We start from the raw sequence: 15987 nt of genomic DNA on the forward strand, positions 1-15987 counted from the left end.
CAAGCTGGCTCCTACAAGGGATTGGGTTCGCACAGGGCAAATTGTAGGAGCTGGCTTGCCAGCGATGGCGGCCGCAAGACAGGCGCAGATCTGTAAGGGGAGAAGGTGACATGAACAGGACCACTGCAATTGCCGGTTGTGCGCTGGTTGTCGGGCTGGCGCTGATCTGGTTGGGCGTCTGGCGCACGACTCCGCCCGACATGCTCAGCGAGATAGCGCTACCGGACACCTGGAGCGGTCAGACGCTGGAGCGTGACGGCGTGTCCGTAACCTTGCAAATGCAGCCATTGGCCGAGGACGGTGTGCTGCGCGAAGACGAGTTTGCCGACGTGCTCTTCCGGGTCAGTGACAGCGCTTCGGGCCAACCCCTTTCCGGCGTCAACCCCGGTGCCTGGCTGGACCCGGAAACCGTTGCCGCCGACCTGGCCCAGGGCCGTGACCGGAGTTGCAAATCCCGGGTCGGGGTGTTCCTGAAATCGAGCATCGGCGCACGGCCGCTGCTCGACCTGAACAGCTATTTCCTGCTGGTGATGAACCGTGATGCCAGCGTCTCCGTGGTCGACCCGTCGGTCTCGGTGGGCGGTATCACCAGCACCATGGCCCGCATCGACCTCAAGCGGCCGCCGATGGATTGGGTCACACCGAAGGACAACAAACGCGTATTCATCTCCATGCCCACCGCCGGCGAAGTGGCGGTGATCGACAGCGAACAATTCAAGTTGATCGCCTCGGTGGCCGCCGGCACCCACCCGGTGCGCGTAGCGTTGCAACCGGACGAGCGCCTGCTGTGGGTCGGCAACAATGCGCCGAAGGCCGAAGCGTCCGGGGTCACCGTGATCGACAGTCAAAGCCTGAAGCCGCTCAAACACCTGGCCACCGGCGCCGGGCATCACGAAATCGCCTTCAGCAAGGACAGCCGGTTTGCCTTCATCACCAACCGCGACGACGGCACGCTGAGCATCATCGACATCGCCAGCCTGACCCTCAGCAAGCAACTCAAGACCGGCTCGCACCCTTTGTCGGTGGCGTATTCGCCGCTGTCCCAGGCGGTGTACGTCGCCGACGGCAAGGACGGCACCGTGACCGTGGTCGATACCGCCAGCCTCGACGTGCGCCGGGTGATCAAGATGAAACAGGGCCTGGGCCCGATGGGTTTCAGCGCCGACGGTCGATTTGGCATCGTCCTCAACACCCTGGAAAACCAGGTGGCCGTGATCGACACCGCCACCGATTCGCTGGTCCATGAACTGGACGTGTCCGCCGAACCGTATCAACTGGTGTTCACCAAGGCTTACGCCTATGTACGCGGACTGGCGTCGCCCAAGGTGACGATGATCAACCTGTCATCGCTCGGCGAAGGTCGCCAGCCGATCAGCCAGGGTTTCGAAGCCGGGCCCCAGGCGCCACGGCTGGCCGGTGATTTGCCGCTGGCGTCGAGCCTTGCGGTATCGCGGGACGACAACGCGGTGTTTGTGGTCAACCCGGTGGACAACACCACCTATTTCTACGCCGAAGGCATGAACGCACCGATGTCCGGTTACCCCAATCGCGGGCAAGTGGCGCGGGCGGCGATGGTCATCGACCGCAGCCTGCGCGAAGTCGAGCCGGGGCTGTACAGCGCGCGGGTCAAACTGCCTCCGGCCGGGCGTTTCGACGTGGCGTTCCTGCTCAACCAGCCGAACATCATCCATTGCTTCACGACGCTGGTTGAACCGGATACCCGCCTCAGCCGACACCCCGGCGTACCGAAAGTCGAATTCCTGCTCGACAACGCCACGGCCGCCCTCGGCAGCCCGTACACCGTGCGCTTTCGCATCGTTGAGGGCCAACAGAAAGCCCAGCGCAGTGGCGTGAAAGACGTGCAGGTGCGCTACTTCCGAGCCCCGACTTCGCGAGCTCGGGAAGTCGCGGCCCTTGAGGTCGGCAACGGAATCTACGAAGCCCCAGTGACGCTCGATCAGAACGGCGCCTGGTACCTGCACGTGCGTGCGGCGTCCCTTGGCGCGAATTTCGATGACAAGACCTTTGCCAGCGTTCGGGTCCTGCCCGGCGATGCCCGTTGAAGAGGCAATTGACATGAACCGATTCGCACACCGTGGACTGCTGACGTTCTACCTGTTGACCATCGGCGTGGGGCAAGCCCTGGCGCACTCGGCGGATGAACACGCCGGGCACGACATGCCGGCCAAAGGCGCTCGATCGGAAAGCGCCCAGGTCAAGTTCGCCGACGTCGCGCTGGTGGACCAGAACGGCAAGCCGGTGCGTCTGGAGAAGGATCTGGTGACCAACAAAATCGTGGTCATGAGCTTCATTTACACCAGTTGCACCACGGTGTGCCCGGTGGTGTCGTCGATCATGGGCAAAGTGCAGAAACAGCTGGGCGCGCGGGTGGGCACCGAGGTGCAACTGGTCTCGATCAGCATCGACCCGCAGCGTGATGACGCCAAACGCCTGAACGCCTACGCCCGCAGCTTCCAGAACGGTCCGGGCTGGAGCTGGCTGACCGGCAGTGCGCAATCGATCGACGCCACCCTCAAAGGCCTCGGCACGTTCAGCGGCGACTTCAAGAACCACCAGCCGCTGATCCTCGTCGGCGACGGCAACAGCCGCCACTGGACGCGCTATTACGGTTTCACCGACCCGACCGTACTGACCCGTGAAGTGGAGAAACTCAGCGGCCAGCGCAACAGCCACGCCAAACACACTGCCATTGCCATGGAGCAGCAACCATGAGAATCATCGACTGGGTTGCGTTGAGCCTGTGCTTCTGGATTTTCAGCTCGTTGGCCTTCGCTCACGAAGGGCACGAAGAACCCGCACCCGTCGTGGCCACCGCACAACCGGCGAGCGGCACGCGCGATGCGAAAACCTGGTTCACCGACACGCCGTTGCAGGACCAGAACGGCGAGACCCTGCGCTTCTACAGCGACGCGCTGCATAACCGCGTGGTGCTGCTGAACGTGATTTTCACCAGTTGCACGGATGCCTGCCCGCTGATCACTCGCAAGCTCAAGGAAGTGCGTGAGTTGCTGGGCGATAAAGCAGACGGCATTACCTTTATCTCCCTTACCAGTGATCCGCTGCGGGATACCCCGGCGGTACTCAAGGCTTACACCTTGAAGCAGGGCGTCAATGGCCCCCACTGGCTTTTTCTCACTGGCGACAAGGCGCAAATGGATCTGGTGCTGGGGCGCATCGGCCAGATCGTGCCGACTCCCGAGCAACATTCAACGCAACTGATTGTGGGTGACGTAGCCAACAAACGCTGGAGCAAAATCCGCCCCGATGCCCCGGCCGCCGCCATTGCCCAGCGCTTGCAATTGCTGACAATGCCCGTGGCCGGTCGCTGAGCCCGCACCATGAAAATCTCCCTGATCCTCGGCCTGTTCCTGATCGGCAATCTTCATTGCGCCGCCGATACATTGCCCTTGAACCCTGACGAAAGTGCCGGCAAACGGCTGTACCGCGAGGGCGTGTCGGGCAGCGGTGAACCGATCATGGCGCGTATCGGGGCGACGGGCATGTTGCTGCCGGCCACCAGCCTGCCGTGCGCCAACTGCCACGGCGCCGATGGCCTGGGCCGGCCCGAGGGCGGGGTGCGTCCACCCGATCTGAGCTGGTCGCGGCTGACCAGCACCTATGGCCAACGGCACGTCAATGGCCGCAACTACCCGGCGTACACCGACGGCACCCTGGCGCGGGCGATCCAGGAGGGGCGCGATTCCGCCAACAATCGCCTCGACCCGGCGATGCCGCGGTTCGTGCTTTCGATGAAGGATCAGCGCAACCTCACGGCCTACCTCAAACGCCTGGCTGATGAGCGCGACCCCGGCCTGACGCCTGACAGCCTGCACCTGGGCACGTTGTTGCCGAGTCAGGGACCGTTGGCGGAGGAGGGCGCGACGGTGGCAGCGGTACTCAAAGGCAGCGTGGCGCGCATCAACAAGGCGGGGGGGATTCATGGCCGGCAGGTGCGCCTGACGATCCTCGACCCGGGGCCGGACCCTGTCAGTGCCGGGCGGGCGCTGGATCAGTTGATTTATCAGGAGCAGGTGTTTGCCCTGATCGCGCCACTGGCGCCGGCACTCGACACGCAACTGGTTTCGCGTCTGGAGCAGGCGGGCATTCCGTTGATCGGTCCGCTCTCATTGCAGGGTTCGGCGCAGAGCAGTCGACAGATTTTTGAACCGATGCCCGGGGTGCGCGAGCAACTGATCGCCCTGGCCGATTACGCCACCGGGAGTTTGCGCGTGCTCCAGGGCCCGACGCTGATTACCTACACGGACGATCCCGGTCAACGACTGGCGGCTCATACCCTGCGTCAGTACCTGCAAGATCACGCCTGGCAAAATGTCAGCCTGCAGGCCTACGACCCGGTAAAGGACCAACTGCCGCTGGGCTCGCGCTCATTGTTTTACCTGGGCTGCGGTAGCGATTTCAGCCTGCTTGCCGAAAGGTTGCAGAGAGCGGGGCAGGTTCCTTACCTGTTCGCCATGGCGAATCAGGTGGCGGGTGACCTTTTGCGAGTGCCCAGTGGTTTTTCCCGGCGGTTGTTCTTGTCCTATCCGTTCGTGCCCAGCGACTGGACCCTGGCCGGGCGCCTGGCCCTGATCCAGTTGCGCGAACAGCAGGGGCTCGGTGGCCAGCACGCGGTGCTGCAAGTCGGCGCGTTCAGTTCGATGCTGTTGCTCAGCGAAGGCATGAAGCAGGCCGGGCGCGACGCCAGCCGCGAGAAGCTGATCTATGCGCTGGAAGGCCTGCATGACTTCGACACCGGGCTGACCCCGCGCCTCAGCTTCGGGCCGGGCCAGCGGCTGGGCTTGAGCGGCGCGCATATCGTCACCGTGGATTTGCCCGACCAGCGCTTCTACCTGGTCGCCCCTTACAAGCCCATTACCGCGAAACCCTGACCGGAGGCCTCGATCATGACGCTCAAGACTCTGTTGATCCTGCTGACCCTATGGCTGCCCGTGGCGTTCGGCAGCAATGGGCCGGTCGCCGCGCGGGTCAATGGCGAGGAGATTTCCCAGTTCCGCCTCGAACGCTATTTTGCCGAGTACCTGGAGGACCAGGGCCGGGCGCTGGGCAGCATTCGTAATCCCAAGGCGTACAAGCAACTTCGGCAAAAGGCGCTGGACGCATTGATCGACCGCGAGTTGCTGTGGCAGGAAGCGGTCAAGCGTGGGGTGGTGATCAGCGATGCCACCGTGCAACGCCAGGTTGAACAGACCCGGCAGGCCATTGGCGGTGCCGAGAAATTCGCTCGGCGCCTGGAAGACGCGGGTTTCGACGAGGCCGGTTTTGTCGAATACACCCGCCGTGAACTCGCGGCTCAGCAGGTGTTTGCCGAGCTGACCAGCGTCGAGGGGCCGGACGAAAAACAGGTCCGCGCGTTCTATGAAGAGCACCGCGCGCAGATGAGCCAGCCCGAAGCGGTGCAGGCGCGGCACATCCTGATCAAGGTTGCTCAGGACGCCGATGCCGCCACAGTCGAAGCGGCGCGGCTACGCTTGGTGCACATGCAGGCGACAATCCGCCAGGGCGCGGACTTCGCCAGCGTGGCCCGGACGGGGTCCGAAGATGCCTCGGCGAACGAGGGCGGAGATCTGGGCTATTTTCCACGTGGACGCATGCTGCCAGCGTTTGAAGCGGCAGCCTTTGCCCTGGCACCGGGTGCAGTGAGTGAGCCGGTTCGCACGGCACTGGGCTGGCACTTGATCCAGGTGCAGAACCACAGGGAGGTGACCGATGTCACAGAGGTGCAAGGGCTTGAGATGGTCAGGGCATACCTCGACCGACAGCAACAGGCTCAGGTTCGCCTGCAGGTTTTGGCGCAACTGCGATCGCGTAATCGAATCGAACGAATTGACGATGAATGAAGGTTCCCCCCCAATAGTGGGGAAAAGCTTCAGGGCAATTCCGTGTGCGCCCCCGCCTTTGGGGGGGCGGTGTATTTGGGCGGAAAGGCTTTTTTATGAAAATCAAACACATGCAGTGGTGAAACACCCGGCGTCCAGCCTGGCATGAAGTGTGCGTTAGCCTCGGTAAGGCGAGCACTCTGCCAGGTTCGGAACTCGGGCCTGCGGTTTCAAGGAGTCCACCTTGTTAAACAAAGTACTGGTTGTCGATGACGAACAGCTTCTTGCACAAAACCTCAAGGATTACCTTGAGGCGCAAGCACTGGACGTCCGGGTTGCACATGACGGTGCGGCGGCTATCGGCGAAGCCGAGCAGTTTGCACCCGATGTGATGGTGTTCGATTACCGCTTGCCCGATATGGAAGGCTTTGAGGTGCTCGATGCCATCCGCCGGAACAGGAACTGTCATTTTGTGCTGATTACCGGGCACCCGACCGCTGAAGTCTGTGAGCGGGCCCGGCAGGTGGGAGTCAGCCATATCCTGTTCAAACCGTTTCCAATGGCGGAACTGGCCCGTGCAGTCTGTGACCTTCTGGGGATGGAGCGCGAACCCAAAGCAGGCGCGCGCACATCCGAGGGGTTTGTCGAACGACGCCAGAGCAGGACCGAGAGTTTCCCGCTGCAGTTGTACGACGGCAGTTGGGTGCTGGCGGATCGTCGACGCAATCACTCGACGTCCAAGGCACCAGACGACGAACAATTGCTCACCGGGGAGTAGTGGCGCGACCAGCCGTTGCGGTAACCGCCGTAATTGCTCGCCGCGTCGACAGGGCTCAAAGCCCCCGGCGTTGGAGAGCAAGCCATGGACCGTCTATCCCTTGCCGTCGAACCGGCGCAGTTGGAATCCGTACCGTCGCGCTTTTCCAGTGAGCAATTGGCCCAGGCACGATCACTGGCCGCCAGTTCCGGCGAGCGGATGCTCGAAGCCCTCGGGGTATTGTGCGAACTGGCCCCCATGCCCTTCATCCAGTGCCTCGGCGCCACCCTGCATTATCCGGTGCTCGACACCGACAACCTGTTCAAGTCCACTCCCGTATTCGACAGGGTCACCCTGGCCCAATGCCTCAAGCGCGAATTCATTCTGTTGCGCCACGACGAGGAGATCATCGGCGTGTTCGCCGACCCGTTCGACACGTCGCGCCTGGCCTGGATCGATGACTGCCTGCACGGCGCGCCCCTGTACCTAGTGCATGCCGACGACCTGAAAGCCTATCTGGCACGTCACGAAGAGAGCTTCCACGCGGTGGAATCGCTCAACGCCCAGGCCGATGCCAACATCGAAACCGACACCCTGCAAAGCCTGTCCCTGACCAGCATCAGCGAAGACGCCAGCGTCGTCGTCAAACTGGTCAACTCGACCCTGTACGATGCCTTGAAAATGCACGCCAGCGATATCCATTTGGGCACCACCGGCAGCGGCCTGGTGATCAAGTACCGCATTGACGGTGTGCTCAACAACATCAGCAAGATCCAGGGCAGCGAGTTCGCCGAGCAGGTGATTTCCAGGGTCAAGGTCATGGCCGAACTGGACATCGGCGAGAAGCGCGTGCCTCAGGACGGTCGCTTCAAGATCGGCATCAGTGGCCGGCAGATCGACTTCCGGGTCTCGATCATGCCGAGCATCTTCGGTGAAGACGCGGTGCTGCGGGTGCTCGACAAACAGGACCTGGCGGACAAGGTTTGCGGTGTGCAGTTGCAGGCGCTGGGCTTTGAAGACGAAACCTTGCGCCAACTGCGCAGGCTGGCCGCCGAACCCTACGGCATGGTGCTGGTGACCGGCCCCACCGGTAGCGGCAAGACCACCACGCTGTACGCGATGATCACCGAGATCAACCACGGCGTGGACAAGATCATCACCATTGAAGACCCGGTGGAATATCAGTTGCCGGGCGTGCTGCAAATCCCTGTGAATGAAAAGAAAGGCCTGACCTTCGCTCGTGGCTTGCGCTCGATCCTGCGTCATGACCCGGACAAGATCATGGTCGGTGAAATCCGTGACCCCGACACCGCGCAGATCGCCGTGCAATCGGCGCTCACCGGCCACCTGGTGTTCACCACGATCCACGCCAACAACGTGTTCGATGTCATCGGCCGGTTCACCCAGATGGAAATCGATCCCTACAGCCTCGTCTCGGCGCTCAATGCCGTGCTGGCGCAGCGCTTGATCCGTCTGGTTTGCACCAGTTGCAGCGCGCCGTGCACCCCGACCGATGACGAACTGCTCGCTTCGGGTCTCGACCCCCACAACGTCGATCACTTCCACTTCGTTCACGGCAAGGGCTGCGGGCATTGCCGGGGCACCGGTTATCGCGGGCGCACGGCGATCGCCGAGCTGCTGCACCTGGACGACGAGCTGCGGCAGATGATCGTCGAGCGCCAACCGATTTCGAAAATCAAAACCCATGCGTGCAAACGTGGCTTGCGCTTGCTGCGCGAGTCGGCGCTGGAACTGGTTCAGGAAGGGCGCACCACGCTCGAGGAGATCAATCGTGTCACTTTTGTCTCGTGATCGTTTTATCGCCGTGCTCGGCGCCAGTGGGGTCGGCCTCGGCCAGCGCCGTGGCAGCGAAACCCTGTGGCTGGGCAGCGTCGGTTTTATCGACGAAGGCTTCCACGCCTGGGCGGTGGCGCTGGACACCCTCGATCATCTGCTGGCCGATCACACCCACGCTGGTGCCGAGTTGAGCGTGGTGATTTCCGGGCACTTCAGCCGTTTCTGTCTGGTGCCCTGGAGCGAACAGATCAGCAGCCCTGACGAATTGCTCGGGTTTGCCCGGCTTTGCTTTGAAGACCTTTATGGTGTGCCAACGCAACCCTGGAGCCTGGTGCTCTCGCCGGAACCGGCCGGCTACGACCGGGTCGCCAGCGCACTGCCGCAGGATTTGCTGACGCGTCTGCGCACCCTGGTCAGCGCCCGGGGCCTGCGCCTGCGTTCGGTGCAGCCGTACCTGATGACGGCGTTCAACCACTTCGATAAAAGCCTCGATACCGGCGACTTCCTGTTCGTGGTCGCCGAGCCGGTACGCAGCGTATTGCTGCTGGCCCGGGAAGGCCGCTGGGCCTCGGTGCGTTCGGTGGGCACCGGCGACAGCGACGCCGCACTGACCGCGTTGATCGGTCGTGAAAGCCAATTGCAGGCCTCCACCAGCGAGCGGCCACTGAACGTTTACCTGCATGCGCCCGCGCGTATCGATGTGCAACCCGACATTCCCGGCGTGCACTTGCGCACCCTTGAAGAAGACCGGACAACCGTACGCGATGGCTTGTACGTCATGTCCCGGGCGGTGGCCTGACATGCGCGCCCTGATGCTCGACTTTCAGCCGCGCCACCGCTCGGGCCCCCTGGGCTGGAGCCTGCTGGCCGTGGGCGTGGTGTTGAGCCTGATTTGCGTGGCGGTTCAGCAACACCTCAGTGATCAGACCGCGCAACAACAGGGCCATCTGCAAACCGCCCAGCGCGTCCTCACCGGCGACGATGGCGGCAAGGTCAGCCTGACCCCGGCGCAAATCCGCGAGCAGGCACAAAACCTCGCCGAGATGCGCAAGGTCTCGCAGCAACTGCGCCGGCCGTGGGAGCGCCTGTTCGCCATGCTCGAAGCCATGCCCCGGGGCGATATCGCCTTGCTGACCCTGACCCCCGATGCGCGCAAAGGCCAGGTGCGGATCAGCGCCGAGGCGAAAGACCTCGACGCCATGCTCGACTTCCACCGCAACCTCGAGGCCAGCGACGAGCTGTCCGATGTGTCGCTGCTGAGCCACGAAATCGTGGCCAACGTGCCCGAGCATCCGGTGCAATTCAACCTGTCGGCTACCTGGGAGATTGGCGATGCAAATCCCTAGACTGATCGTCCACGAATACCTGCAAGGCCTGGGCATTCCCGGTCTGGCAGGGATGGCGCTGCTGGCGTTGGCATCGGTCTATGGCCTGGCGGGCTTGATGCCGGACTGGCAATCGCTGCAACAGCTCAGCCAACAGACCCGCGAAGCCGGTGAATACCTGGCCAGGGTTGAAGACGGCAGCGTCGCCGCGCCGGTGGTGCCACAACGTCAGCTCGACGACTTCCGCAGCAAGCTGCCTTCGCAGCCGCAAGCCACGGTGGCCATCGACAAGATCTACGCGTTGGCGGCCCAGGAACACATCACCCTGGCACGCGGTGAATATGCCCTGGGCATCGACCCCAAGACCCATCTGGCGCGCTATCAGATTCTGCTGCCGGTGCGTGGCAGCTACCCGCAACTGCGGCGCTTCCTGCATGCCTTGCTCGGTCAGTTGCCGGCGGTGGTGGTGGAGGACGTGGAGTTCCAGCGTAAAAAGATCGCCGACACCGACCTGACCGGGCGGATCCGCATGACCCTTTATCTGTCGAGGTCATGATGAATACCAAACGCGTAGCGGGGTGGGTGGGGTTCTTCGGCGTAGCGGCGGGGCTGGCCTGGTTGCCTGATTACTGGATGTCGGCGGACGACGGCGAGGCGGCCGTCACCGTCGTGGCCACTGCGGCCAACAGCAAAACCCGCGGTGCTCTGCCTGCCGCGCCAGCCACCGGCAAAGCCGCTGTGATCAAGGACTTGAGCCCGGCGGGCGACCTGTTCGCCGCCCGCAGCTGGAAGGCTGAACCGACGCTCGCCAGCGTCACCGAACAACCTGTCAACGTGGCCCCGGTGGTGACCGTCCCCAGTGCACCGCCAATGCCTTTCCAGTTTATCGGGCGCATGGATGATCGTTCAGACCAGCAAGTGTTTCTGCTGAGCGGAGAAAAAATATACGTCGTACGCAAAGGGGATGTGATCGACGAAACCTGGCGGATCGTGGGCATTTCCGATGTGGAACTGAGCCTCGTCTACCTGCCTTTGCATTTGTCCCAGACCTTGTCTATGGGGAGCACGCCATGAATAGATCCCGTTTGCTGATGAGCTTTTGCTGTGCGTGTGCCGGGCTGGTGGCGTGCAGTTCTGCCCAGGTCGCCAACAAGGAAGCGTCCGAGCTGATCGAGCAGGGACAATACGAGGCCGGCCTGGCGCGTATTGAAGAAGGGCTGCGGGAAAACCCTCGAAATACCGAACTGCACCTGGCCCGCAACTCCGCCCACGCCAAGGCGATTACCGCGCTGCTGACCGAGGCTGACACCGACCGTTCGCACCGGGACTTCGCCGCCGCGCGCGTCAGCTACAACCGGGTGCTGACCATCGAGCCGAACAACCGGCGCGCCCAGGATGCAATGCGCCAGCTCGACTACATGCGCAGCCTCGATGAAAAACTCGAGCTGGCCCGTGGCGACTTGCGTCGCGGCGACATCTACGGGGCCGACCGTCAGGTCAAACAGATCCTCGAACTGGACCCGAAAAATGAAGGCGCCCTGGAACTGCAAAGCAACATCCGTCTGGTCCAGAGCCGCAACGTCATCCAGTACCCACAACTGCGCACACGCCTGGAACGGCCCGTGACCCTGGAGTTTCGCGACGCCAACCTGAAAACCATTTTCGAGGTGCTGTCCCAGGTCGCCGGGTTGAACTTCATCTTCGACAAGGACCTGCGCCCGGACATGAAAGCCACGATCTTCGTACGTGACGTGCGCATCGAAGACGCCGTGGAACTGCTGCTGCAACAGAACCAGTTGCATCAGAAAGTGGTGAACGAAAACACCTTGCTGATCTACCCGGACTCACCGCAAAAGCTCAAGGATTACCAGGAGTTGGTGATGCGCACCTTCTACCTGACCAGCATCGATGCCAACACCGCGCTGAACATGATCAAAACCATGCTCAAGACCCGCGACGTGTTTGTCGATGAGCGCCTCAACACCCTGACCATGCGCGACTCCGAAGACGCGATCCGCATGGCGGAAAAACTCCTGCAATCGCAAGACCAGTCCAACCCCGAAGTGGTGCTGGAAGTGGAGGTGATGGAGGTTGCCACCCAACGGATTCTCGACCTCGGCCTGCAATGGCCGAACACCTTCGGCGTGGTCAACGGCGACGGTTCGCCGGTGCAGATTCTCGATCAATTGAAAGGCATCGACTCCAGCCGGATCACCATCTCGCCTTCGCCGCAAGCCAAGATCAATGCCCAGGACAACGACATCAATACCCTGGCCAGCCCGGTGATTCGTGTCAGCAACCGCGAGCAGGCGCGCATCCACATTGGTCAGCGCGTGCCGATCATCAGCGCCACGTCGGTGCCGTCGACCCAAGGCCCGGTGATCACCGAAAGCGTCACCTACCTGGACGTCGGTCTGAAGCTGGAAGTGCAGCCGACCGTGCACCTGAACAACGAAGTGGCGATCAAAATCGCGCTGGAAGTGAGTAACGCCACTCCACTGGAACCGACCCGCCAGGGCACGATTCCGGTACAGGTCGATACCCGTAACGCCCAGACCACCCTGCGCCTGCATGACGGCGAAACCCAGATTCTCGCCGGCCTGATGCGTAACGACCATGGCGCCACCGGCAACAAGATTCCGGGGCTTGGCGACATTCCTGGCCTGGGCCGGTTGTTCGGCAGTAACAAGGACAACGTCAGCAAATCGGAACTGGTGCTGTCGATCACGCCACGGATCGTGCGCAATCTGCCGTATCAGAGCCCGTCGGACATGGAATTCCCGACCGGCACCGAAACCAGCATGCGCATTCAGGCACCGGACCGGCAGGTAGAACCGCCCATTCAGAACGAGCACATCGATCGGCCGGTGGCGGCCTCAACCACTCAAGTGTTTATCGAGAAGCCTTGATCATGAACGCCTCGCAACGCGGTTTTACCCTGATCGAAGTCGTGGTGACGCTGGCCCTGGTCGGCTTGCTGGCCGGCATGGCCGCGCCGCTGACCGAGACCGTGGTGCGCCGGGGCAAAGAGCAGGAACTGCGCACCGCGCTGTACCAGATTCGCGATGCCATCGACGCTTACAAACGCGCATTCGACGCCGGTTACATCGAGAAGTCCCTGAACAGCAGCGGCTATCCGCCGAACCTGAAAGTGTTGGTGGAGGGGGTGCGCGATGTGCGCAGCGCCAAGGGGGCCAAGTTCTATTTTCTGCGGCGCGTGCCCCATGATCCGCTGAAGCCGGTCAAGCGTGACGACGACGGCGGCTGGGGTTTGCGCTCCTATGACAGCACGGCTCAAAACCCGCGCGAGGGCCAAGACGTCTTTGACGTTTACTCCCAGGCGCGTGGCAAAGGGCTCAACGGCATCGCCTACCGGGAGTGGTGAGCTTATGCGTCGGGAAAAGGGGTTTACCCTGCTGGAACTGATGGTGGTCATGGCAATCATCGCAACCCTGATGACCATCGCCTTGCCACGTTATTTCAACAGCCTCGAGGCCTCGAAAGAGACCACGCTGCGCCAGAGCCTGTCGGTGATGCGCGAAGCCCTGGATCACTACTACGGCGACACCGGGCGTTATCCCGATTCCCTTGAGCAACTGGTGGAACAACGCTACCTGCGCAACCCGCCGATGGACCCGATTGCCGAACGCAAGGACCTCTGGGTCATGGTCGCACCACCGGATGGCGTACCGGGTGGCGTCGCCGATATCAAAAGCGGGGCCACAGGGAGGGCGCGTGATGGCAGCCTCTATTCCGAGTGGTAAACCTTCGAACGAGGGCGGTTTCACTTACCTGGGCGTGCTGTTCCTGATCATGCTGATGGGCATGGGCCTGGCCACTGCCGGCGAGTTGTGGTCGACCCTCTCGCGCCGTGATCGTGAGCGCCAGCTGCTCTGGGTCGGCACGCAATACGCCCAGGCATTGCGCAGCTACTACCGCAGTTCACCAGGCCTGGCGCAATACCCGAAGGAGCTGGAAGACCTGTTGCAGGACGAGCGTTTTCCCAGCCCAAAACACCATATCCGGCAGCTGTATCCGGACCCGATCGGCGGCGGTGAATGGAGCCTGATGCGCGGTTTCGACGGCCGCATCACCGGCCTCAACAGCGCCTCCACGGACACGCCGCTCAAGCAGGCGGACTTCCCCTCTCAGTGGTCGGATTTTACCGGCATGGCGAGTTACAAGGACTGGCAGTTCGTGGCCGAGAAAGCCTTTCTCGAGGGCACATCGGGACCTGCCAAGGGCCAGTCACAATCGCCCGAAGCGTTGCAGCCATGAATCGATTCTGCGTGGCCGTGATCCTGATGCTGGCGTCTGCTGCCGCCACGGCCGGCGAAGAGGACGAAATGATGGGGTTCATCGTCGATGACACGATCTCGCACATAGGCCACGACTTTTACTACTCGTTCAGTGAACGCCTGCGCGCCACCAGCCCGATGGATTTCAACCTGGTGGTACGCGAACGACCTTCGGCGCGGTGGGGCGCCCTGGTCACTGTGGAATATCAGCAGCGTCTGGTTTACCGGCGTTTTTTGCCGCCGAACACCGTGGAACTCAAGGAAGAGGCCTATGACGCCGCCGACTGGGTCCGCGGGCAGATCGTCCAGCGCAAGCTGGAAGCCTTGTTGCAGGACACAACGGACCTTGAGAGGGACGAACTATGAAAACCACAACGTTCTCGCAGCACCGCCTGTTTTCAAGGGCAGGCATCTGGTTGGTCGGGCTCGGCAGTTGTGGCCTGGTCCAGGCCACCGAGCTGGTCTACACGCCCATCAACCCCTCGTTTGGCGGTAACCCGCTGAACGGGACCTGGCTGCTCAACAACGCCCAGGCGCAAAACGATTACGACGATCCTGACTTGAAAAAACGCACCGCCGCGGCCGGCACGTCGGCACTGGAGCGGTTCACCAGTCAGTTGCAGTCGCGGTTGCTCGGGCAGTTGCTGGACAACATTTCCGCGGGCAACACCGGGAGCCTGACCACCGACGCTTTTATCGTCAACGTGGTCGACGACTCCGGCCAATTGACCATCGTCGTGACCGACCGAGCGACCGGTGAAGTCTCCGAAATTCAGGTGAGCGGCCTGGCCCCTTGAAGGGATCCGGGTTGATGGGGAGGGAAGGATATGAAAAGAATAATGGTGCTAGGGCTGATGTTGGCGGCGTTACAGGGGTGCAGTCTGCGCGAGCCGATCGGGGCTGAGCAGGACACCGAAACCCCGACACTGACCCCGAGGGCTTCGACTTACTATGACTTGATCAACATGCCACGACCCAAGGGCCGGTTGATGGCGGTGGTGTACGGTTTTCGCGACCAGACCGGGCAATACAAACCGACTCCGGCCAGTTCGTTTTCTACCAGCGTCACTCAAGGCGCGGCGAGCATGCTGATGGATGCGTTGCAGGCCAGCGGCTGGTTTGTGGTGCTGGAACGGGAGGGGCTGCAGAACCTGCTGACCGAACGCAAGATCATCCGCGCCTCGCAGAAAAAGCCGAACACGCCGGTGAATATCCAGGGCGAACTGCCGCCGCTGCAAGCGGCGAACATGATGCTTGAGGGCGGGATCATTGCGTACGACACCAATGTGAAAAGTGGTGGGGAAGGGGCGCGTTACCTGGGGATCGATATTTCCCGGGAGTATCGGGTGGATCAGGTCACGGTGAACCTGCGGGCGGTGGATGTGCGCAGTGGGCAGGTGCTGGCCAATGTGATGACCAGCAAGACGATTTACTCCGTGGGCCGTAGTGCCGGGGTGTTCAAGTTTATCGAGTTCAAGAAGTTGCTTGAGGCGGAGGTTGGCTACACCACGAACGAGCCGGCGCAGTTGTGTGTGTTGTCGGCGATCGAGGCGGCGGTGGGGCATCTTCTGGCCCAGGGGATCGAGCGGCGTTTGTGGCAGGTGGCGGGGGATAATTCGCCTGAGAGCGGTGAGACGCTTGACCGGTACCTGACCCAGAACAAGGTGGTGCCTGAAGAAGAGTGACCGAGGCCAGACCCGGAACTCTGTAGGAGCCGGCTTGCCGGCGATGGCGGCCTCATGACCGACCATTTTCTTTCGGGTGTACATATCCATTCCTGCGGTAACGGCTACTTACGGTTTCGCCCTTACGGCGAGTCCCTTTTGGCAAACGCCCCAAAAGGAACCAAAAGGTCTCGCCCCGGCGTCCGGCCCCTCGCTAAGGCTCGGCGTTCCCTCGCTCCGGTCCTGCTCCGTGGGCCCGCCGCCATCGGCCATCCATGGCCGGGGGCG

At 62.2% G+C, this 15987-nt stretch carries 18 protein-coding genes; all 18 read left to right on the forward strand.

All coding sequences use genetic code 11. The features are described 5' to 3' along the window. The first annotated feature begins 110 nt into the window (after window positions 1–110). The gene (locus tag PMI32_RS03720) at window positions 111–2063 is read left to right on the forward strand and encodes a YncE family protein (RefSeq protein WP_008033999.1); all 1953 of its coding nucleotides are present in this window, start codon (window positions 111–113) and stop codon (window positions 2061–2063) included. A 13-nt stretch (window positions 2064–2076) separates the two neighbouring features. Next, the gene (locus PMI32_RS03715; protein ID WP_008034001.1) at window positions 2077–2733 is read left to right on the forward strand and encodes an SCO family protein; all 657 of its coding nucleotides are present in this window, start codon (window positions 2077–2079) and stop codon (window positions 2731–2733) included. Further along, complete coding sequence (locus PMI32_RS03710; RefSeq protein ID WP_008034005.1) at window positions 2730–3350, forward strand: SCO family protein; 621 nt, start codon at window positions 2730–2732, stop codon at window positions 3348–3350. Before PMI32_RS03715 ends, PMI32_RS03710 begins: the two co-directional genes overlap by 4 nt. Before the next feature lie 9 nt (window positions 3351–3359). Next, window positions 3360–4910, forward strand: coding sequence for a cytochrome c/ABC transporter substrate-binding protein (locus tag PMI32_RS03705; protein ID WP_008034006.1), 1551 nt, complete (start codon window positions 3360–3362; stop codon window positions 4908–4910). Window positions 4911–4925: 15 nt separating this feature from the next. After that, entirely contained in the window at window positions 4926–5879 is a 954-nt protein-coding gene (locus PMI32_RS03700) for a peptidylprolyl isomerase (RefSeq protein ID WP_008034008.1), read from the forward strand. Window positions 5880–6102: 223 nt separating this feature from the next. Continuing rightward, window positions 6103–6636 carry a response regulator gene (locus PMI32_RS03695; RefSeq protein WP_008034011.1) on the forward strand — a complete coding sequence of 178 codons (534 nt, stop codon included), beginning with the start codon at window positions 6103–6105 and terminating at the stop codon, window positions 6634–6636. An 84-nt stretch (window positions 6637–6720) separates the two neighbouring features. Next, window positions 6721–8427, forward strand: a complete 1707-nt coding sequence (locus PMI32_RS03690; protein ID WP_008034012.1) for a GspE/PulE family protein — start codon at window positions 6721–6723, stop codon at window positions 8425–8427. Continuing rightward, on the forward strand, window positions 8408–9211 hold the full coding sequence (locus PMI32_RS03685) for a hypothetical protein (RefSeq protein WP_008034013.1): 804 nt from the start codon (window positions 8408–8410) through the stop codon (window positions 9209–9211). The genes PMI32_RS03690 and PMI32_RS03685 overlap by 20 nt, the downstream gene beginning before the upstream one ends. A gap of 1 nt (window position 9212) precedes the next feature. Beyond that, window positions 9213–9758, forward strand: a complete 546-nt coding sequence (locus PMI32_RS03680) for a PilN domain-containing protein (RefSeq protein ID WP_008034014.1) — start codon at window positions 9213–9215, stop codon at window positions 9756–9758. Continuing rightward, on the forward strand, window positions 9745–10293 hold the full coding sequence (locus tag PMI32_RS03675; protein WP_008034015.1) for a GspMb/PilO family protein: 549 nt from the start codon (window positions 9745–9747) through the stop codon (window positions 10291–10293). The genes PMI32_RS03680 and PMI32_RS03675 overlap by 14 nt, the downstream gene beginning before the upstream one ends. Further along, window positions 10293–10811, forward strand: coding sequence for a hypothetical protein (locus PMI32_RS03670; protein WP_008034016.1), 519 nt, complete (start codon window positions 10293–10295; stop codon window positions 10809–10811). The genes PMI32_RS03675 and PMI32_RS03670 overlap by 1 nt, the downstream gene beginning before the upstream one ends. After that, window positions 10808–12646, forward strand: coding sequence for a secretin GspD/PilQ domain-containing protein (locus PMI32_RS03665; protein ID WP_008034017.1), 1839 nt, complete (start codon window positions 10808–10810; stop codon window positions 12644–12646). Before PMI32_RS03670 ends, PMI32_RS03665 begins: the two co-directional genes overlap by 4 nt. Before the next feature lie 2 nt (window positions 12647–12648). Next, a complete protein-coding gene (locus PMI32_RS03660; protein ID WP_008034018.1) occupies window positions 12649–13122 on the forward strand; it encodes a type II secretion system protein in 474 nt (157 codons plus the stop codon). 4 nt (window positions 13123–13126) lie between these two features. After that, window positions 13127–13501 (forward strand): type II secretion system protein, encoded by a 375-nt coding sequence (locus PMI32_RS03655; RefSeq protein WP_008034019.1) that lies wholly within the window; start codon window positions 13127–13129, stop codon window positions 13499–13501. Further along, window positions 13476–14015, forward strand: a complete 540-nt coding sequence (locus tag PMI32_RS03650) for a type II secretion system protein (RefSeq protein WP_008034023.1) — start codon at window positions 13476–13478, stop codon at window positions 14013–14015. The genes PMI32_RS03655 and PMI32_RS03650 overlap by 26 nt, the downstream gene beginning before the upstream one ends. Beyond that, window positions 14012–14401 carry a curli production assembly/transport protein CsgE gene (gene csgE / locus PMI32_RS03645; protein ID WP_008034030.1) on the forward strand — a complete coding sequence of 130 codons (390 nt, stop codon included), beginning with the start codon at window positions 14012–14014 and terminating at the stop codon, window positions 14399–14401. The genes PMI32_RS03650 and csgE overlap by 4 nt, the downstream gene beginning before the upstream one ends. After that, a complete protein-coding gene (locus PMI32_RS03640) occupies window positions 14398–14832 on the forward strand; it encodes a curli assembly protein CsgF (RefSeq protein WP_008034031.1) in 435 nt (144 codons plus the stop codon). The genes csgE and PMI32_RS03640 overlap by 4 nt, the downstream gene beginning before the upstream one ends. 30 nt (window positions 14833–14862) lie before the next feature. Further along, the gene (locus PMI32_RS03635) at window positions 14863–15720 is read left to right on the forward strand and encodes a CsgG/HfaB family protein (protein ID WP_008034033.1); all 858 of its coding nucleotides are present in this window, start codon (window positions 14863–14865) and stop codon (window positions 15718–15720) included. Window positions 15721–15987: the final 267 nt, after the last annotated feature.

This window comes from Pseudomonas sp. GM60, from assembly GCF_000282415.1.
In the GTDB taxonomy this organism is placed as follows: domain Bacteria; phylum Pseudomonadota; class Gammaproteobacteria; order Pseudomonadales; family Pseudomonadaceae; genus Aquipseudomonas; species Aquipseudomonas migulae.